At 43.2% G+C, this 14,424-nt stretch carries 18 protein-coding genes; 6 read left to right on the forward strand and 12 right to left on the reverse strand.

What is annotated here, in order from left to right:
* Positions 1 to 4: 4 nt before the first annotated feature.
* Complete coding sequence (locus tag NI468_RS01720; protein WP_004646744.1) at positions 5 to 232, forward strand: hypothetical protein; 228 nt, start codon at positions 5 to 7, stop codon at positions 230 to 232.
* Here NI468_RS01720 and NI468_RS01725 read toward each other — a convergent pair.
* The 4 genes from NI468_RS01725 to NI468_RS01740 form a co-directional block, all read right to left on the reverse strand.
* Positions 195 to 1,049 (reverse strand): DMT family transporter, encoded by an 855-nt coding sequence (locus tag NI468_RS01725; RefSeq protein ID WP_253099312.1) that lies wholly within the window; start codon positions 1,047 to 1,049, stop codon positions 195 to 197. The genes NI468_RS01720 and NI468_RS01725 overlap by 38 nt on opposite strands.
* A gap of 85 nt (positions 1,050 to 1,134) precedes the next feature.
* Positions 1,135 to 2,172, reverse strand: a complete 1,038-nt coding sequence (fba, locus tag NI468_RS01730) for a class II fructose-bisphosphate aldolase (RefSeq protein WP_253099314.1) — start codon at positions 2,170 to 2,172, stop codon at positions 1,135 to 1,137.
* A gap of 119 nt (positions 2,173 to 2,291) precedes the next feature.
* Entirely contained in the window at positions 2,292 to 2,570 is a 279-nt protein-coding gene (locus NI468_RS01735; RefSeq protein WP_085064666.1) for a hypothetical protein, read from the reverse strand.
* 155 nt (positions 2,571 to 2,725) lie between these two features.
* Positions 2,726 to 3,913, reverse strand: a complete 1,188-nt coding sequence (locus tag NI468_RS01740; RefSeq protein WP_253099316.1) for a phosphoglycerate kinase — start codon at positions 3,911 to 3,913, stop codon at positions 2,726 to 2,728.
* Positions 3,914 to 4,052: 139 nt separating this feature from the next.
* On the opposite strand from NI468_RS01740, the gene NI468_RS01745 reads away from it, so the two are divergent.
* From NI468_RS01745 to NI468_RS01755, 3 genes are read left to right on the forward strand one after another with little or no spacing between them, the layout of a single operon-like run.
* On the forward strand, positions 4,053 to 4,436 hold the full coding sequence (locus NI468_RS01745; RefSeq protein ID WP_004279857.1) for a DUF2237 family protein: 384 nt from the start codon (positions 4,053 to 4,055) through the stop codon (positions 4,434 to 4,436).
* Positions 4,436 to 5,029 carry a Maf family protein gene (locus NI468_RS01750; RefSeq protein WP_247143560.1) on the forward strand — a complete coding sequence of 198 codons (594 nt, stop codon included), beginning with the start codon at positions 4,436 to 4,438 and terminating at the stop codon, positions 5,027 to 5,029. Before NI468_RS01745 ends, NI468_RS01750 begins: the two co-directional genes overlap by 1 nt.
* A 29-nt stretch (positions 5,030 to 5,058) precedes the next feature.
* The gene (locus NI468_RS01755; protein WP_253099319.1) at positions 5,059 to 6,228 is read left to right on the forward strand and encodes a ribosomal protein uL16 3-hydroxylase; all 1,170 of its coding nucleotides are present in this window, start codon (positions 5,059 to 5,061) and stop codon (positions 6,226 to 6,228) included.
* A gap of 85 nt (positions 6,229 to 6,313) precedes the next feature.
* Here NI468_RS01755 and NI468_RS01760 read toward each other — a convergent pair whose 3' ends face one another.
* From NI468_RS01760 to NI468_RS01780, 5 genes are all read right to left on the reverse strand, one after another.
* Entirely contained in the window at positions 6,314 to 8,236 is a 1,923-nt protein-coding gene (locus NI468_RS01760; RefSeq protein ID WP_338149768.1) for a sensor histidine kinase, read from the reverse strand.
* Complete coding sequence (locus NI468_RS01765; RefSeq protein WP_253099322.1) at positions 8,236 to 8,919, reverse strand: response regulator; 684 nt, start codon at positions 8,917 to 8,919, stop codon at positions 8,236 to 8,238. Before NI468_RS01765 ends, NI468_RS01760 begins: the two co-directional genes overlap by 1 nt.
* Positions 8,920 to 9,140: 221 nt before the next feature.
* On the reverse strand, positions 9,141 to 9,923 hold the full coding sequence (locus tag NI468_RS01770) for a glutathione S-transferase N-terminal domain-containing protein (protein WP_253099324.1): 783 nt from the start codon (positions 9,921 to 9,923) through the stop codon (positions 9,141 to 9,143).
* A 117-nt stretch (positions 9,924 to 10,040) separates the two neighbouring features.
* On the reverse strand, positions 10,041 to 10,550 hold the full coding sequence (gene rraA, locus NI468_RS01775; protein WP_253099326.1) for a ribonuclease E activity regulator RraA: 510 nt from the start codon (positions 10,548 to 10,550) through the stop codon (positions 10,041 to 10,043).
* Between the two features lie 12 nt (positions 10,551 to 10,562).
* Positions 10,563 to 11,228, reverse strand: a complete 666-nt coding sequence (locus tag NI468_RS01780; protein WP_213687187.1) for an NAD(P)H-binding protein — start codon at positions 11,226 to 11,228, stop codon at positions 10,563 to 10,565.
* A 214-nt stretch (positions 11,229 to 11,442) separates the two neighbouring features.
* Here NI468_RS01780 and rpsT point away from each other — a divergent pair, with 214 nt between their 5' ends.
* Positions 11,443 to 11,712, forward strand: a complete 270-nt coding sequence (gene rpsT / locus NI468_RS01785) for a 30S ribosomal protein S20 (RefSeq protein ID WP_004279868.1) — start codon at positions 11,443 to 11,445, stop codon at positions 11,710 to 11,712.
* A 161-nt stretch (positions 11,713 to 11,873) separates the two neighbouring features.
* Here rpsT and NI468_RS16245 read toward each other — a convergent pair whose 3' ends face one another.
* The 3 genes from NI468_RS16245 to NI468_RS01795 form a co-directional block, all read right to left on the reverse strand.
* Positions 11,874 to 11,999 carry a hypothetical protein gene (locus tag NI468_RS16245; protein WP_004646731.1) on the reverse strand — a complete coding sequence of 42 codons (126 nt, stop codon included), beginning with the start codon at positions 11,997 to 11,999 and terminating at the stop codon, positions 11,874 to 11,876.
* Positions 12,000 to 12,237: 238 nt separating this feature from the next.
* Complete coding sequence (locus NI468_RS01790) at positions 12,238 to 12,978, reverse strand: histidine phosphatase family protein (RefSeq protein WP_004646730.1); 741 nt, start codon at positions 12,976 to 12,978, stop codon at positions 12,238 to 12,240.
* A 63-nt stretch (positions 12,979 to 13,041) separates the two neighbouring features.
* Entirely contained in the window at positions 13,042 to 13,893 is an 852-nt protein-coding gene (locus NI468_RS01795; RefSeq protein WP_005246616.1) for a 3'(2'),5'-bisphosphate nucleotidase CysQ family protein, read from the reverse strand.
* A gap of 202 nt (positions 13,894 to 14,095) precedes the next feature.
* On the opposite strand from NI468_RS01795, the gene NI468_RS01800 reads away from it, so the two are divergent.
* Positions 14,096 to 14,341 carry a hypothetical protein gene (locus tag NI468_RS01800; RefSeq protein ID WP_253099328.1) on the forward strand — a complete coding sequence of 82 codons (246 nt, stop codon included), beginning with the start codon at positions 14,096 to 14,098 and terminating at the stop codon, positions 14,339 to 14,341.
* Positions 14,342 to 14,424: the final 83 nt, after the last annotated feature.

The following is a 14,424-nucleotide window of genomic DNA, read 5'->3' on the forward strand; positions in this document are numbered from 1 at the left end:
ATCTATGTCGCTCCTTACATCCAAATCCCTGAAATTTGAATGCCATCATTGCGATAAAATTTATCTCCAGCACTATAAAGAGCAACAGCATCGTTATCCGCACTGTCCAGACTGCCAACAGTCCGGTTTATTGCTTGGACTGGCCGAAGCAGGCGACCTGCTCCGACATCCGATTGAATTTGCATCTTCTTATGTCAAACAGACATTGCATAAGCTAGGCAAATCACACTAGTCAAGCCTAGCAGAAACCCTACAGTACTTGCAGGTTTGAGCCGCTCTTTAAAGAATACCAGACCTGCTATCACACCAAATACCACCACCAGAATATTCATGCCGGCAAAGACGATCGCCGGTGAATCCTTGAGCAGCATATGGGCTTTGACATAGAAAGCAATATTGGCAAAATTCAGGATACCCAATAACAGACCAGCGCCGATATTCTGCATCGAGCCCAAGCTTTTATATTTGAGTAACAGATAGCCCATCGAAATGATCAGAGCGCAAACAAACATCAGATTCAGCACCACCGCGAATTGCAGGCCAAGACTGGTTGTATATTTCAACAATACATCTATCAGTGCATAACCGACCCAGACCAAGCCCAGATATAACATTCCCTGACTGCCCTGTCCTGTACTTTGTCGATGTGAAAACAGAATGCACAGCACTGCGCCAATACCTAAAGCGATCCCGAGTATTTTCAGCTGATTAAACTGTTCCTGAAAAATAAAATAGGCCGCAGCCAGTGATAAGACTACAGAAAGTCGCTGGGCAATTTCGGTTTTTAAAATTCCAGCCGTTTGTAAGGCTTTAGCCAAAAACAAAAATACACTTGGAAGTAAAATACCCAGAGCCAGAATAAGCAACCAAGGCGTCTGAGACATTGAAATATGCTGAATATCAGGCTTAAACCAGAAAAAACACAAGAGACTGGCTGTCATATAGTTCCAGCTAATCATGTGTATCGGACTCAAGCCCTTATTTTTGGCGACTTTTAATAATATTGAGACCGCAACGCTGCATAGCGCTGCTGCGAAAATCAGTTCCATATGCTGCTCTTATTCTTGATATTTATGAGTCTACAAAAAAGCCCACATTTGCAGTGGGCTTTTTTTATAAATGATTCACTGGGAATTATTTATAGTGTGACACCATTTTCTCTAAAGAAATTGGGCGAATCTTGTCTGCATTACCTGCAGTACCGAAAGCTTCATAACGATCGATACAGATTTGCTTCATTGCATCTACAGTTGCGCTGAAGAATTTACGAGGATCGAATTCGCTTGGTTTTTCTGCCATCATACGACGCATTGCACCGGTAGATGCTAAACGCAAGTCAGTATCGATGTTAATCTTGCGCACGCCGTGTTTGATCGCTTCAACCAGCTGTTCAACCGGAACACCGTAAGTTTCCTTGATGTCGCCGCCATACTGGTTAATCACTGCCAACCATTCTTGTGGCACAGAGCTTGAACCGTGCATGACAAGATGTGTGTTTGGAAGTGCTGCGTGAATTTCTTTAATGCGGTCAATCGCAAGAATATCACCTGTAGGTGGACGCGTGAACTTGTACGCACCGTGTGAAGTACCTACTGCAATTGCAAGCGCATCAACATTGGTATCAGCAACGAAGCTACACGCTTCTTCAACTGAAGTCAGGAGTTGAGAATGATCCAGTACGCCTTCTGCGCCTACGCCATCTTCTTCACCCGCCATACCTGTTTCAAGGCTACCCAAACAACCGATTTCACCTTCAACAGATACGCCACACGCATGTGCCATTTGAACTGTACGGCGAGTCACATCAACGTTATATTCATATGAAGTTGGTGTTTTACCGTCTTCACCCAGTGAACCGTCCATCATTACTGATGAAAAGCCTAACTGGATTGAACGTTGACAAATGTCAGGGCTCGTACCGTGGTCTTGATGCATTACCACTGGAATATGTGGCCATTCTTCAATTGCAGCCAAAATTAGGTGACGCAAGAACGGAGCGCCTGCATATTTACGCGCACCCGCAGATGCTTGTACGATAACAGGTGAATTGGTTGCATCTGCTGCAAGCATAATTGCACGCATTTGTTCTAAGTTGTTTACGTTAAATGCTGGTACGCCGTAAGCATGTTCGCCGGCGTGATCCAAGAGCTGGCGCAATGAAATAAGAGCCATAATATCCTCCCAGTGAATGCCCCATATTCTACATGTTCAAAGGTTTCAATTCAGCAACAAATAACACTATTTAAAAAAAATCCCTGCATTTGCAGGGATTTTGTGTCACATCAGCCAGATTAAGGTGCTACAGGCTCTGAAGTCGCAGTAACTGACTCGTCTGCAGTCGCTTCATCGGCTGGCGCATTGGCAACTTCAGCTGGAATATCGGTATTTTTTTCATCTAAAATTGGCTGATCAATGGCGTCAATGGCGGCTTGCTGTTCTGGAGTTACAGTCTGATCCGCCACTGCTGCCGAGCTTTCTGCTTCAGCTTCTGGTGCGCTTTCCTGTTTTGCACATGCAGTCAGTGCCAGAGATGCTGCTAATAATACTGCCGTAGTTAACTGTTTTTTCATCACGTATTCTCGTCATTTGGTGATTTAATGACTGCATCTTATGACAGATTTATTGCATTTTAATGACGAAGCCATGAAGGGTAAGTTTTCACTGTCAAAAAAATGACATAAAAAAAAGCTGGCACTTGGCCAGCTTTTTAGCTTAGGACATGCCATTAAGCACGTTCTAACAATACCGCAACTGCAGGAAGGGTTTTACCTTCAACGAATTCAAGGAATGCACCGCCACCCGTCGAGATATAACCAATTTTGTCAGCCACTTCATATTTATCAATCGCAGCAAGTGTGTCCCCACCGCCTGCAATCGAGAAACCTTCCGATTCAGCAATTGCTAAAGATAAAGTTTTAGTCCCTTCACCGAATTGATCTACTTCAAATACGCCGACTGGCCCATTCCAAAGAATGGTTTTAGAGGTTTTCAGGATTTCTGCAAATGCTTTCGCAGTTTCTGGACCTACATCTAGGATCATGTCGTTGTCAGCAACATCTGCAACGTTTTTCACCGTCGCTTTCGCAGCAGCCAATGAACCCAAGAAATCTTCAAAGTTAATTTCAGAGGCATCTGTAACGACTACGTCAGTTGGAAGTGGAACTGATACTTTTGCAGCAATGGCTTTTGCTGTATCGATCAGATCCTTTTCACACAGTGATTTGCCCACGTTATAGCCTGCCGCAGCAAGGAAAGTGTTGGCAATACCGCCACCAACAATCAATTGATCACAAATGTCAGAAAGTGAGGTCAAAACATCAAGTTTGGTTGAAACTTTAGAACCTGCAACAATCGCCACCATTGGTTTTTCTGGAGTTTTCAGTGCACGACCAAGTGCATCCAGTTCAGCTGCCAATAAAGGACCTGCTGCTGCAACTTTTGCTAAACGTGCTACACCTTCAGTAGACGCTTCTGCACGGTGCGCTGTACCAAAGGCATCCATCACGAATACATCACAAAGTGCTGCATATTTTGCTGCAAGCTCTGGATTGTTTTTCTTTTCACCGACGTTAAAACGGCAGTTTTCAAGTAGAACCACCTGGCCTGGCTGAACTTCAACACCATTTAAATAGTCAGTGAACAGTTTCACGTCCTGACCCAAAGCTTCAGTCAAGTAAGCCGCTACAGGAGCAAGTGACTGTTCAGCTTTAGGCTCACCTTCAACCGGACGACCCAGATGAGAATACACCATGACTGCAGCGCCTTTTTCTAGTGCTGCTTTAATCGTTGGCAATGCTGCACGAAGACGCGCATCGCTGGTGATCACACCATTTTTAACAGGAACGTTTAAATCTTCACGGATCAGAACACGTTTACCTGCTAAATCGAGGTCAGTCATACGCTGAAAGTTCATGTAGAGCTCACTTTATAGATATTAAAACCAGGCGATTTTAAATGATTATGCAGAAAAAGGTTAGCATCTTTTGCAGAAATCATTATGAATGCCAAAGTTTTGTTATGATAGAAAAAAGCCTCTTTTAGATTCAGTCCCTATGTCGATACATCCTGATCCAAATCTTAACCGTTTGAACGTGTTAGGTGAGCCTTTGTCCAGCTGTTGCTTCGATCCGATTACCGGATATTTCCGCAATGGCTTTTGCCATACTGCGACCACCGATCTGGGCCAGCATACGGTTTGCGCGCAAATGACCTCAGAATTTCTGAATTTTTCTCAAAAAGTCGGTAATGACCTGATTACGCCTTTGCCCGAACTGGATTTCCCGGGCCTGCAACCTGGCGATTTCTGGTGTATCTGCGTAACGCGCTGGGTCGAAGCCTATGAAGCGGGTCAAGCTCCACCGATCAAGCTACAAGCCTGTCACAAAGCTGTTCTGGCGTATGTACCGTTAAATATTCTTGAGGAATATGCTGTCTAATGAATTCTGCACAGATTATCTTGGCATCGTCCAGTCAAACCCGCAAAGCGCTGATGGATCGTCTGCATATTGATTATATTTCCATGGTACCGGATATTGATGAATCTCCTCGCGGGGAAAATCACGCAGATGATCTGGCACAACGACTGGCTTTCGAGAAAGCCAGATATATTGCCGAACAGAATCCAGAAGCGATTGTGATTGGTTCAGATCAGGTGGCATGGCGTGAAGGTGCACCGGATATTTTTATCGGTAAACCATTAACGACTGAAAAAGCTATTCGCCAGCTACAAGCCAACTCGGACAAGATTGTCTATTTTAGTACTGCGCTCAGTGTGCAGCAGCTATCGACCGGTTTTGAACAAAGTCTGCTTGAACACTATAAAGTCAAGTTCCGCAAACTGTCTCAGGTCGAAATCGAGCGTTATGTCGAAATTGAACAACCTTTGCATTGTGCAGGCAGTTTCAAATGTGAAAGCCTCGGTATCAGCTTGTTTGAAGAAATGATCGGACAAGATCAGACCACGCTGATGGGCATGCCAATGATCAAGCTCTGTCATATTCTTCGTGAATTAAAAATTTTGGTTCCTTAATCTCTCCCTTTAAATTCAGGCTTTACTCTATGTCTCAACCTTTAGACGTACTAGGCGGTATTACCGCTGAACAATTCCTTAGCGAATACTGGCAAAAGAAACCTTTACTGGTGCGTAATGCAATGCCTGAAATCGCCAGTTTGCTTGAACCCAATGATGTGATGGAACTTGCGCTTGAAGAACATGTCACTGCCCGTCTCATCAAGCAGAAAGATCGTGATCCGAATCAATGGAACGTGAAATCTTCGCCTTTACTCAAAGCAGATTTCCAGAAAATGCCAAAACTCTGGACACTTTTGGTTCAGGCTGTAGATCACTATTCATTTGACCTGTCGGCGCTTTGGAAAAAATTCCCGTTTATTCCACAATGGCGTCGCGATGACATTATGGTGTCTTATGCTCCACAAGGCGGTTCAGTCGGCAAACATTTCGACTTCTATGATGTATTTCTGGTACAAGGCCATGGCCACCGTCGCTGGCAGCTTGGGCAAATGTGTGATGCCGAAACGGCATTCGTTCCAGGTCAACCACTTAAATTATTACCTGAAATAGAAGTGAACTTTGATGAAGTGCTGGCACCTGGCGACTTGCTCTATGTGCCGCCTGGTCTGGCTCATTACGGCGTGGCTGAAGATGACTGCCTGACTTATTCATTCGGTTTCCGCATGCCAAATATCAGTGACATGATGGATCGTGTCGGGGATAAATTCTCTGAAAATGAAACGCTGCGTAACCCATTGCTGGATATCATCCGTGATCAAGTCGGTGCTATCGGTGAAGTGAGCAGCAATGAGCTGGAATATCTGAAAGAACACATCATGCAGCAACTGCATAATTCCAATGTTCTCGAAGATGCCATCATGAGCTTGATGTCCGAACCTAAATATCCTGAAAACCTGCCTGAAGCAGAAGAAATCGGTACAGGTGATCTGGAAGAAGCACTCGATCAGGGCTATAGCCTGATGCTCGAACCTGCGTCACGCCTGCTTTATACTGAAACGGACGGCGACGTTCTGTTCTGGGCAAATGGTGAGGGTGTGTGCATCTCTGAGACATTTACCGCAAAACTCAAACAGCTTGCAGATGGTGAAGCGCTGTTATTCGGTGAAGACTTCGCTGATGAAGAAATTCTGGAAGATGTTGCTGCATTATTAAATGAAGCCGTGTTGATGCTGGTTCCACCGCCAGAAGACGAGTAATCTTTCCACGGTTCTATTTAGGCAATAATTTTAAGAGGATCACATGATCCTCTTTTTTATTTTTAGAGTCTAGAATTCTAACTAATTAAGGCTGATACAGCTCTAATACAACACGAATCAGCGTATCTCCTTGTTCAGATTCAATCTGGAACAATCCTCCCATGCGCTCAACCCGCATTTTCATGCTGCGCATTCCAATACTCAGACCATTTTTTTGCACCATGTCAGCATCGAAACCGATGCCATTATCCTGAATGCTTAAAGTAAGCTGATGTGGCTGGGAATATTCCAGACTGACTTTTACCTGACTGGCCTGACTATGCTTAATGATATTGGTCAGACTTTCTTCGACTACTCGGATCAAGGTCAAACACTGTAATGCCGTCGGTTCACGCTGCCAGACTTTTGGAAATGACCATTCAACTACAATCCCCATTTCTTCCATCAACTGGGTAAAACGATAACGTACCGGTGCGATCCAGAGTACCGGCGTTTGTGGGACTTTATTTTCAATAGATGAACCACTGTCAATGATTTGTCTGAGATCATCTCTGAGCAGTTTCAGCATGGAAAGAAACTGCTGTTTAGAAACTGTTTCGCTACTTTGATCCACCAGAATCATGGAACGGACAATAGACCCTCCCAACCCGTCATGCAGTTCATGTGACAGATTAATCCGCTCTTGCAGACGAACATTCGTCAGCTCCAATTGATGTTTATCGCTCAGGCTTTTATTCAGGTCAGCACTGACCTGCTGGACTTTACGTTCTAACTGGGTATTAAATTTTTCGATTTTCCTGACATTACGATTCAGGCGTGTGCCCATAATCAGCACGACAAACAAGGTAATAATTGGTGAGGTATAGGGAGATAAAGGTGAAAACTCATTGACCTTGGTTTGGTTCAACATGATCAGGTCAATGATTACACACAGCAGAATCCCCCAGAGACACAAGGTCAGGAAGAGATATTCTCCATTTCGGGTTCTGATGGCCTGATAGCTGATATACACAGTACAACTAACAAAGAACAATACATAGAAGATAAACACTCCACCTAGCACATGCTCCAGATAATTCAAGGGACTGATCATCACCAGTAGGCTGGACAGAACGCTGACCAGAATAAATCCTCGCTCCAACTGCTTAAATTTCTGTTTTACAAAGCGGATCAGATACAGACAGAAACAATGGATATAAGCAATAAAAAAAAGCATATTGGCTTTAGCTGCCGAAATCGTGGAGCGAAATGGAAAATTTTCTGTAGTCAAGACATTGGAAATAAACAGAATCCACAACAGTGAACTGAGTGCCAGCCAGCCAAAAGTGGTTTCTGAACGCCGGAATAACCAGATAATGAAACAGATCAGCCCAATCGTGGCAGAGAAAATCATATTAATCTGGAATACAGTACGGCGATCCCAGATTTTGCCTAGATACTGCTGGCTATTCACCAGCACATTATTAAATTGAATGTTGCCCAGGCCCGCGCTTTGGAAACTGTAGCCATTTACATAAATCAGGATTTCATTACTGTCTTTACGCAAACCGCTAATCGGGAAAACCCAGTAACGCGGCATATTCCAGCTTTTCGACAAGGGTTCTTGCAAGTTCCGGTCAGACCAAAGCAAGTCACCATTCAGGAATACGGCACCTGCCGAATTAATATAATCAATAGAAAAGGCAACTGGTTCTGCAAGGCGGATGTTGTCTTGGCATGACCAGCGCCAGACAATCTTGTACCAGGCACCTCCATGATAATTCTTCCAGTTGTTCTGCCAGTTATCCGGCAAACGTACGCTTTGCCAGCCCGATTTCGGCATCTCGGTAGGACCCTGAGCCTGAACCTTCTGAATATAGTCGATCTTCACCTGACAAAGATCATTAATCTGAAAATGGCTTTGTGCCTGACTCATCCTACAGAACAAGCAAAGCCAGCTAAATAGGACAAAAATGCAGATCCATTTCAGTCGCTGCCGTTCGCTGCTTCTGGAACAGGCAGATGACATTACAGAATTCCCAAGTGCCGTGCGGTACTGACCGCCTTAGTACGTTTACTGACCGAGAGTTTGCGGTAAATATGCTTGATATGACTTTCGACGGTATAGCGTGACACACAGAGCTGCTCGGCAATTTCACGATTACTCAGACCTTGCGCAACCAAGGACAGGATTTCCTGCTCCCGGTGTGTGAGCGTTTCTTGATCCGCAGCTGACCTGTTCTGCTCTACTGTTGCTGAAATGGCAGGAATAGAAATCTGTTTTAAAATTTCACGGGCAACAAAGGGATCAATTGGTGCACCGCCACGCAAAATACTGCGAATAGCCAAGGCGACTTCAACATCATCCCGTTCTTTCAGCACATAACCGGTTGCACCGGCCTGAATTGCGCTAAACAGACTATCTTGGGTACTCCAGGCAGACACCACCAGAATCAATGCTTGTGCGTCCTGTTCGCGGATTTTTTCAATAATTGAAATCCCACTTCCATCTGGCAACCCCAGATCTACTAAGGCCAGTGCAATCGGCTGTTGCTGAACTATGGAATATGCTTCTTTAACCGTATTGGCAAATAGCAGAACGTCTTCGTTATAACCCAGATTGGTTAATATAATTTTTAAACGGCGCTGAATGACATATTCATCTTCAACGATTAATACAGGTACTGGCAAGACTGCCTCTGGTGCTGTCATAAGCACGCCCCTTATATTTATTGTTATGCCCCATTGAAGATTAAAATATAAACAAAAAAGCTCTAAAAATCATGATTTTTTTCATTTATTTATAAGATTTGGTTTTATGATCATTAGAGACACATAATATCTCTCACACTAAACACAGATAAAAAATGCCATCTGTTGATAAGATGGCAGTTCTAGATAGAAAATATTTGAAGTTATACAAGCTTCCTACTTTAAGCAGTACCGTATTGCTGTTTTAAATATTTCACAATCTCCGCTGATTCAAACATGCTTACCCCTGTATTTGGATCGACCAGATAAGGCAGCTGAATCGTATTTCCCATCATTTCAAACAACTGTTCACGCTTGCCACCCGCAAGCGGTTCATATTTCCCCGGCTTTAAACGTAACTTGGCTGGCCCATAATCCTGCCAACGTTCTTTGGCCACATTATGAAAAACAAAGGGAATTTCAAGCTCTGAGAGAATACCACGTACCACCCGGACAAAAGGACTGGCTTCAAAACCCCATAATTCCAATAGCTGTTCCGGTGCCGGACGATCAAGCACCTGTTTATTGATCCAGACTCCGCGTGCGCCATTAATAATCGTTCCGGCAAAAGCAGCAACTGGAATTTTCGGATAAGTTGCATATTTTTTTGGCGTTTTGCCAATTTTACCATAATGCTTGAATAGATGATGGATGATCTCCTGCGATTCATACATCTGATCGCCTGTATTTTCATCCACCAAAAATGGAAAGCGGGTCTTGCCGCCCAACTGTTTTACGATCGGACGATATTTCGTACCGCCCTTAGGGCATGGATAAACTTCATAATCCAGATTGAGTAAGGTCAGCACTTCACGCACCCGACGACAAAAAGGTGAACCTTCAAATTCATAGAGCTTAATTGATTTTTCAGGCTGATTCGGAAATGGCGTTCCGACCATGCCACGTCCCCCTTGGGCGATTGAAGAGGCTAAGGCTTGTGCGACTTTGATCTGATGACTCAACATAGTATTTTCCTATTTTTGTTTTATATGAATGAAAGACAGAATCTAAGCATCCTGTCTTTCAGGGTACAGATGAGTTTTGTTGTTATTCTTGCATGCAGAAATGCAGATTCCGGCCGATTAAGCCACTAAGGCTGTTTTGGACACCACAATACCATTATTGTCTGCATAGACATATTCGCTGGCATTAAACGTGACACTACCAAAACAGAGAGAGATATCAACTTCACCCACACCCTTGCGATTGCTTTTCTGTGGAATAGCCGCCAATGCATGCACACCAAGATCAAGTTCAGCAATCGCATCGACATCACGGACACAACCGTAAATAATCACGCCATTCCAGTGATTTTTGACAGCTGATTCGGCAATCAGGTCACCCATCAAGGCACAGCGCATGGATGCACCGCCATCTACGACCAGGACCTTGCCTGTTCCATCTGTGGCCAACAACTCTTTCACCCGCGAGTTATCTTCAAAACATTTTACTGTCACAATCTGACCGCCAAAGGTTTTGCGCGCCCCATAACTCTTGAAAAATTTACCGTCCAGGCAAGGTGTAACTACCTGAAGCTCTAATTCTGGATGATCATCTAACAAGTCACAGGTGACAAATGCTGCTGTAGACACGGTGTTTTCCCCTCATTTCATTTTTTGTATGCGTAAATTATCATAAATTTCAAATTTTACCGTCTGAGTTAGCGCGGCCTCGACCATAGTATGAGCCACCTGATCGGCTGTCACTGGCTTATACGCAAAACTATCTGGAATAAAACGCGATACTTTGTGGTAAACCTGCTGCGCGATATCTTCCAAAAAACGCTGCTCTGGACGTTCACCAATGAGCAATGAAGGTCGAATCAGACTGATTCTATCCAGAGTCAATGTTTGCACATATTCTTCCAGTTCACCTTTGACCCGATTATAGTAAAAATGCGATTGGGAATCGGCACCCATTGCGCTTAGCAAAAGATAATGGGCTGAGGTTTGCTGTAACAGCTCTGCAAAGTGAGCATTTATGGTATAGTCAATACTATAAAATGCCTGTTTGGATCCGGCTTTTTTCATGGTGCTGCCCAGGCAGCTAAAACCATGGCTATGCTTGCTGACATCCTGATCATTCAACATCAGGAAATCTTCCAGTACCAGTTGTTGAACTTTATCCAAAGCATCCAGATCATTTTGATGTTTTCTGACCACTGCAGTAATCTGCTGGCAAGTCGGCTCATCTTGCAAACGTTTTATCAGTTGTTTTCCCACCAAGCCAGTGGCACCTATCACGATGGGATGAGTCAGTGATTTAGTCATTTTTTATACGATCTCCTGGGTGGAATACTAATCTAACGTTTTCTTTAGAATTTTTCTGCATCTAAAATGTTGTCAAAGCATGTCAAGACTTGACTTCGGTGCTTAGTTTAATCAAAATATGGCACTTGTTTACGGGCTGGTGATAATTCCTCTGATGTTGGTTTTCAGTTGAGTTTCAGCCCGCCCAGACCAATCTATTTCAAGGAGTGCACGAGTGGCAAACTCTGCTCAAGCTAAAAAACGTGCTCGTCAAAACGTTAAAGCACGCAAACACAACGCAAGCTTGCGTTCTATGGTTCGTACCTATCTTAAACGTACATTAGCTGCTATCAGCACTAATGACTATGCAGTTGCTACTGAAGCGTACAAATCGCTTGTTCCAGTAATCGACCGTATGGCTGACAAAGGCATCATCCATAAAAACAAAGCAGCTCGTCATAAGAGCCGCTTGAACGCGCAAGTTAAAGCACTAGCTTCTAACTAATCGCAAATGAAAAAAGCCCTTTTTAGGGCTTTTTTTGTGTCTGGAATTTGAAGAAACTAAAAAATATAATGACTCATTCAGAAAAATAATTTGTTTAGACAGCACTCATCCAGTCAATGCGATACTGTGAGATAAAAACCTGAATCTCCCTCTCTTTTAGATTATTGATCTTTATCCATAGAGGATGGCGAAGTGGTTTTATCCTGTTTCGTATTGTCAGTGTCCCGCTTTTGACATGCGGTTAAACCCAAAATCGCGATCAGGCTAAAAATTGTGATAACTTTCATAATTTTCCTCAAGATGAATATTTCTATATTTATTAAGCATAGATAATTTTTATACTTACATTATTGAATTTTCACCCTATAAATGTAAAAGGTGCAGTTTAAAATTTATTTTTATCGTTTTAGCCTGAACTTTATTGAATGATCAATATGAAACGCCCCACCATCTTTATAATTTCTAACTCCCCAATAAAAAACTCAATTGCTGTGAACAATTGAGTTTTGAATAGATCAATTTAATTTAAGAAAGTTGGGAACGTTTAAAATCAGCAATATCCAGTTCATGTACCTGACCGCGCCAGATCCATTTCAGTTTGGACTCCAAAAACACATCACCTTCAAACCAGACAAACAGACCTTCCATCATTTTTGGCCAGTCTTCCCGACTGACGTCTTGACGCCCTGACATCACTGCAATCATCGCTGCGAGAATAGTATCGTGGCTGACAGCCAAACTCAGCCCATATTTATTTTGTGGATGGGTGTTGTAAATCAGTTCCAGTACATCCACCACGCCATGAATCGGCTGTTTCATCCCAGGCAAGGCATTATTGACAAAACTGTTAATAAAACCGAGTGCACCCTGCTTGGCAAAATAAGGCCCAGCTTTTTGAATATCCAGCACAAAGCTGCCAGGCTCCATCAGAAGTCCCTGTTCAATAATTTCAATACGATGGGTATTCTGCTCAGGGGTAACCGCATCTGCCCCTTCAATCATCAATGCAGCGGTATCAATACACCGCTGGATCGGACTTGAAATACAGTGATGAATCACACGATCAGTTTGATCAGCCAGATAAGCACCCCATTCCTGCGCCAGATCCCGCCCCTGATTGGTCAGTTGCAGATCATAGCCTGCCAAACCTTGACCCGGAACCTCTTCACGAATCGAATGCCGTGTAAATAAGGTGACAGGCGTCTGTACATCGGGCAATAAATCAATTGCACTCAACATACTCGGTGGAAGCAGTTTCAGGGACACGTTACAGCCAACTCTGGATTTGGTAATAGGTTAAGCACCACTATAACACGCTCAGAATTTTGCTCAATGCTCGGCCTGCATGTCAGAAACCGCCTGCAATGCAATAATTTTCATATCATTATTCTTATAAGCAATGAATCCGCCATTCAGCAAAGTATCCCGATGATTATAAATAAATGGACGACCTTCTAAATCAACCAGACCACCACCAATCCGTTCGAGCATACATTGACCAGCGCTGGTATCCCATTCCGAGGTCGGATGAAAACGTGGATAGATGTCTACCTGATCTTCCAGCATCATGCAAAATTTATAAGCGCTGCCCGCTTTAAATTCGGTGTAGTCAGTGAGCTTAGCCAGACTTTGCAAATACTCGGTATATTTCGGTTTCTGCTGGCTACTTTGGCTCAATCCCACAGCAATCATTTTAGTAGTTTCAAGCATTTCATAAGCAAACCATGTCATCTTTTGGATATCATATTTATAAGGCAAGCCCTGCTCAGGACAGAAATAAATCAGTTGCTGCTCCGGAACCGCCAATATGGCAAAAGTGGTCAAACTGCCTCTGACCAGACTCAAATTAATGGTAAATTCGGGGCGCTGGTGCAGAAATTCCTTGGTACCATCTAGCGGATCCAGTAACCAGAATTCTGACCATGAGCGGCGTTCATGTTCCTGTCCTTCTTCAGACAGTAAAGGCAAGCTGGAAATCTCTGCCAAAGCCTGGGTCAGATAAGTATTGACCCGAAAATCTGCCTGAGTCACCGGAGAATTATCATTTTTTTTGATGACATCAAAAGCCGCACCAGAACAATAACGCTGATATTCTTCTCGCAAAATTTCACAGGCTTGTGTCAAAATGGGCACAAACTGCAAAATCATTGGATCTTGTGGTGCTGCTGTTGCTTTAAACATAGAAAACCTAAATATGTCAAAATGCTCTGAAAAACCTACCATAATTTTCGATATGGATGGCGAGTCTTATAAGCCACTAATTTAAATAATATTTATTTTAAAAATTATTTAAATCATATTTTTATGTACACATTCTTGTACACATTCAAATATATGCCTTGTTTCAGTATAAGCAAAAAATCCAGTAGAGAGGAAAGAGTTAATGAAATTTTCGGACTTCGATTTAAATAATCTGCCTAAACCACTAACTGATGAAAAACTAACACAGCAATTAATTCCTGCTCGCTTTATTCCCGAAAAGCCAGAGGAGCTTAAGGATAAGAATGTAGTCTATGTTTTCGATAGCTCGGACTCATTCAATTTAACTTATGATGAATTGGTCGAGATCGTGGGCAAGGCGAGAAAGGCAGGACCTAGAATGGTGCCAGTATTGGGAACAATAGGATAAATTAAAGCCCTCACTTGGAGGGCTTTTCTATAATTGAAATAACGGCCTTATGCCTGGACTGACAATCAATATATTTCCTTCGG

Origin of the sequence: Acinetobacter lwoffii (genome assembly GCF_024129355.1) — a bacterium.
Taxonomy (GTDB): domain Bacteria; phylum Pseudomonadota; class Gammaproteobacteria; order Pseudomonadales; family Moraxellaceae; genus Acinetobacter; species Acinetobacter lwoffii_I.

Bases quoted from the DNA above. Each gene is read 5' to 3' on its own strand.
- NI468_RS01720 (WP_004646744.1), top strand. From the start codon at position 5: ATGTCGCTCCTTACATCCAAATCCCTGAAATTTGAATGCCATCATTGC.
- NI468_RS01725 (WP_253099312.1), bottom strand. From the start codon at position 1,049: ATGGAACTGATTTTCGCAGCAGCGCTATGCAGCGTTGCGGTCTCAATA.
- fba (WP_253099314.1), bottom strand. From the start codon at position 2,172: ATGGCTCTTATTTCATTGCGCCAGCTCTTGGATCACGCCGGCGAACAT.
- NI468_RS01735 (WP_085064666.1), bottom strand. From the start codon at position 2,570: ATGAAAAAACAGTTAACTACGGCAGTATTATTAGCAGCATCTCTGGCA.
- NI468_RS01740 (WP_253099316.1), bottom strand. From the start codon at position 3,913: ATGAACTTTCAGCGTATGACTGACCTCGATTTAGCAGGTAAACGTGTT.
- NI468_RS01745 (WP_004279857.1), top strand. From the start codon at position 4,053: ATGTCGATACATCCTGATCCAAATCTTAACCGTTTGAACGTGTTAGGT.
- NI468_RS01750 (WP_247143560.1), top strand. From the start codon at position 4,436: ATGAATTCTGCACAGATTATCTTGGCATCGTCCAGTCAAACCCGCAAA.
- NI468_RS01755 (WP_253099319.1), top strand. From the start codon at position 5,059: ATGTCTCAACCTTTAGACGTACTAGGCGGTATTACCGCTGAACAATTC.
- NI468_RS01760 (WP_338149768.1), bottom strand. From the start codon at position 8,236: ATGTCATCTGCCTGTTCCAGAAGCAGCGAACGGCAGCGACTGAAATGG.
- NI468_RS01765 (WP_253099322.1), bottom strand. From the start codon at position 8,919: ATGACAGCACCAGAGGCAGTCTTGCCAGTACCTGTATTAATCGTTGAA.
- NI468_RS01770 (WP_253099324.1), bottom strand. From the start codon at position 9,923: ATGTTGAGTCATCAGATCAAAGTCGCACAAGCCTTAGCCTCTTCAATC.
- NI468_RS01780 (WP_213687187.1), bottom strand. From the start codon at position 11,228: ATGACTAAATCACTGACTCATCCCATCGTGATAGGTGCCACTGGCTTG.
- NI468_RS16245 (WP_004646731.1), bottom strand. From the start codon at position 11,999: ATGAAAGTTATCACAATTTTTAGCCTGATCGCGATTTTGGGTTTAACC.
- NI468_RS01795 (WP_005246616.1), bottom strand. From the start codon at position 13,893: ATGTTTAAAGCAACAGCAGCACCACAAGATCCAATGATTTTGCAGTTT.
- NI468_RS01800 (WP_253099328.1), top strand. From the start codon at position 14,096: ATGAAATTTTCGGACTTCGATTTAAATAATCTGCCTAAACCACTAACT.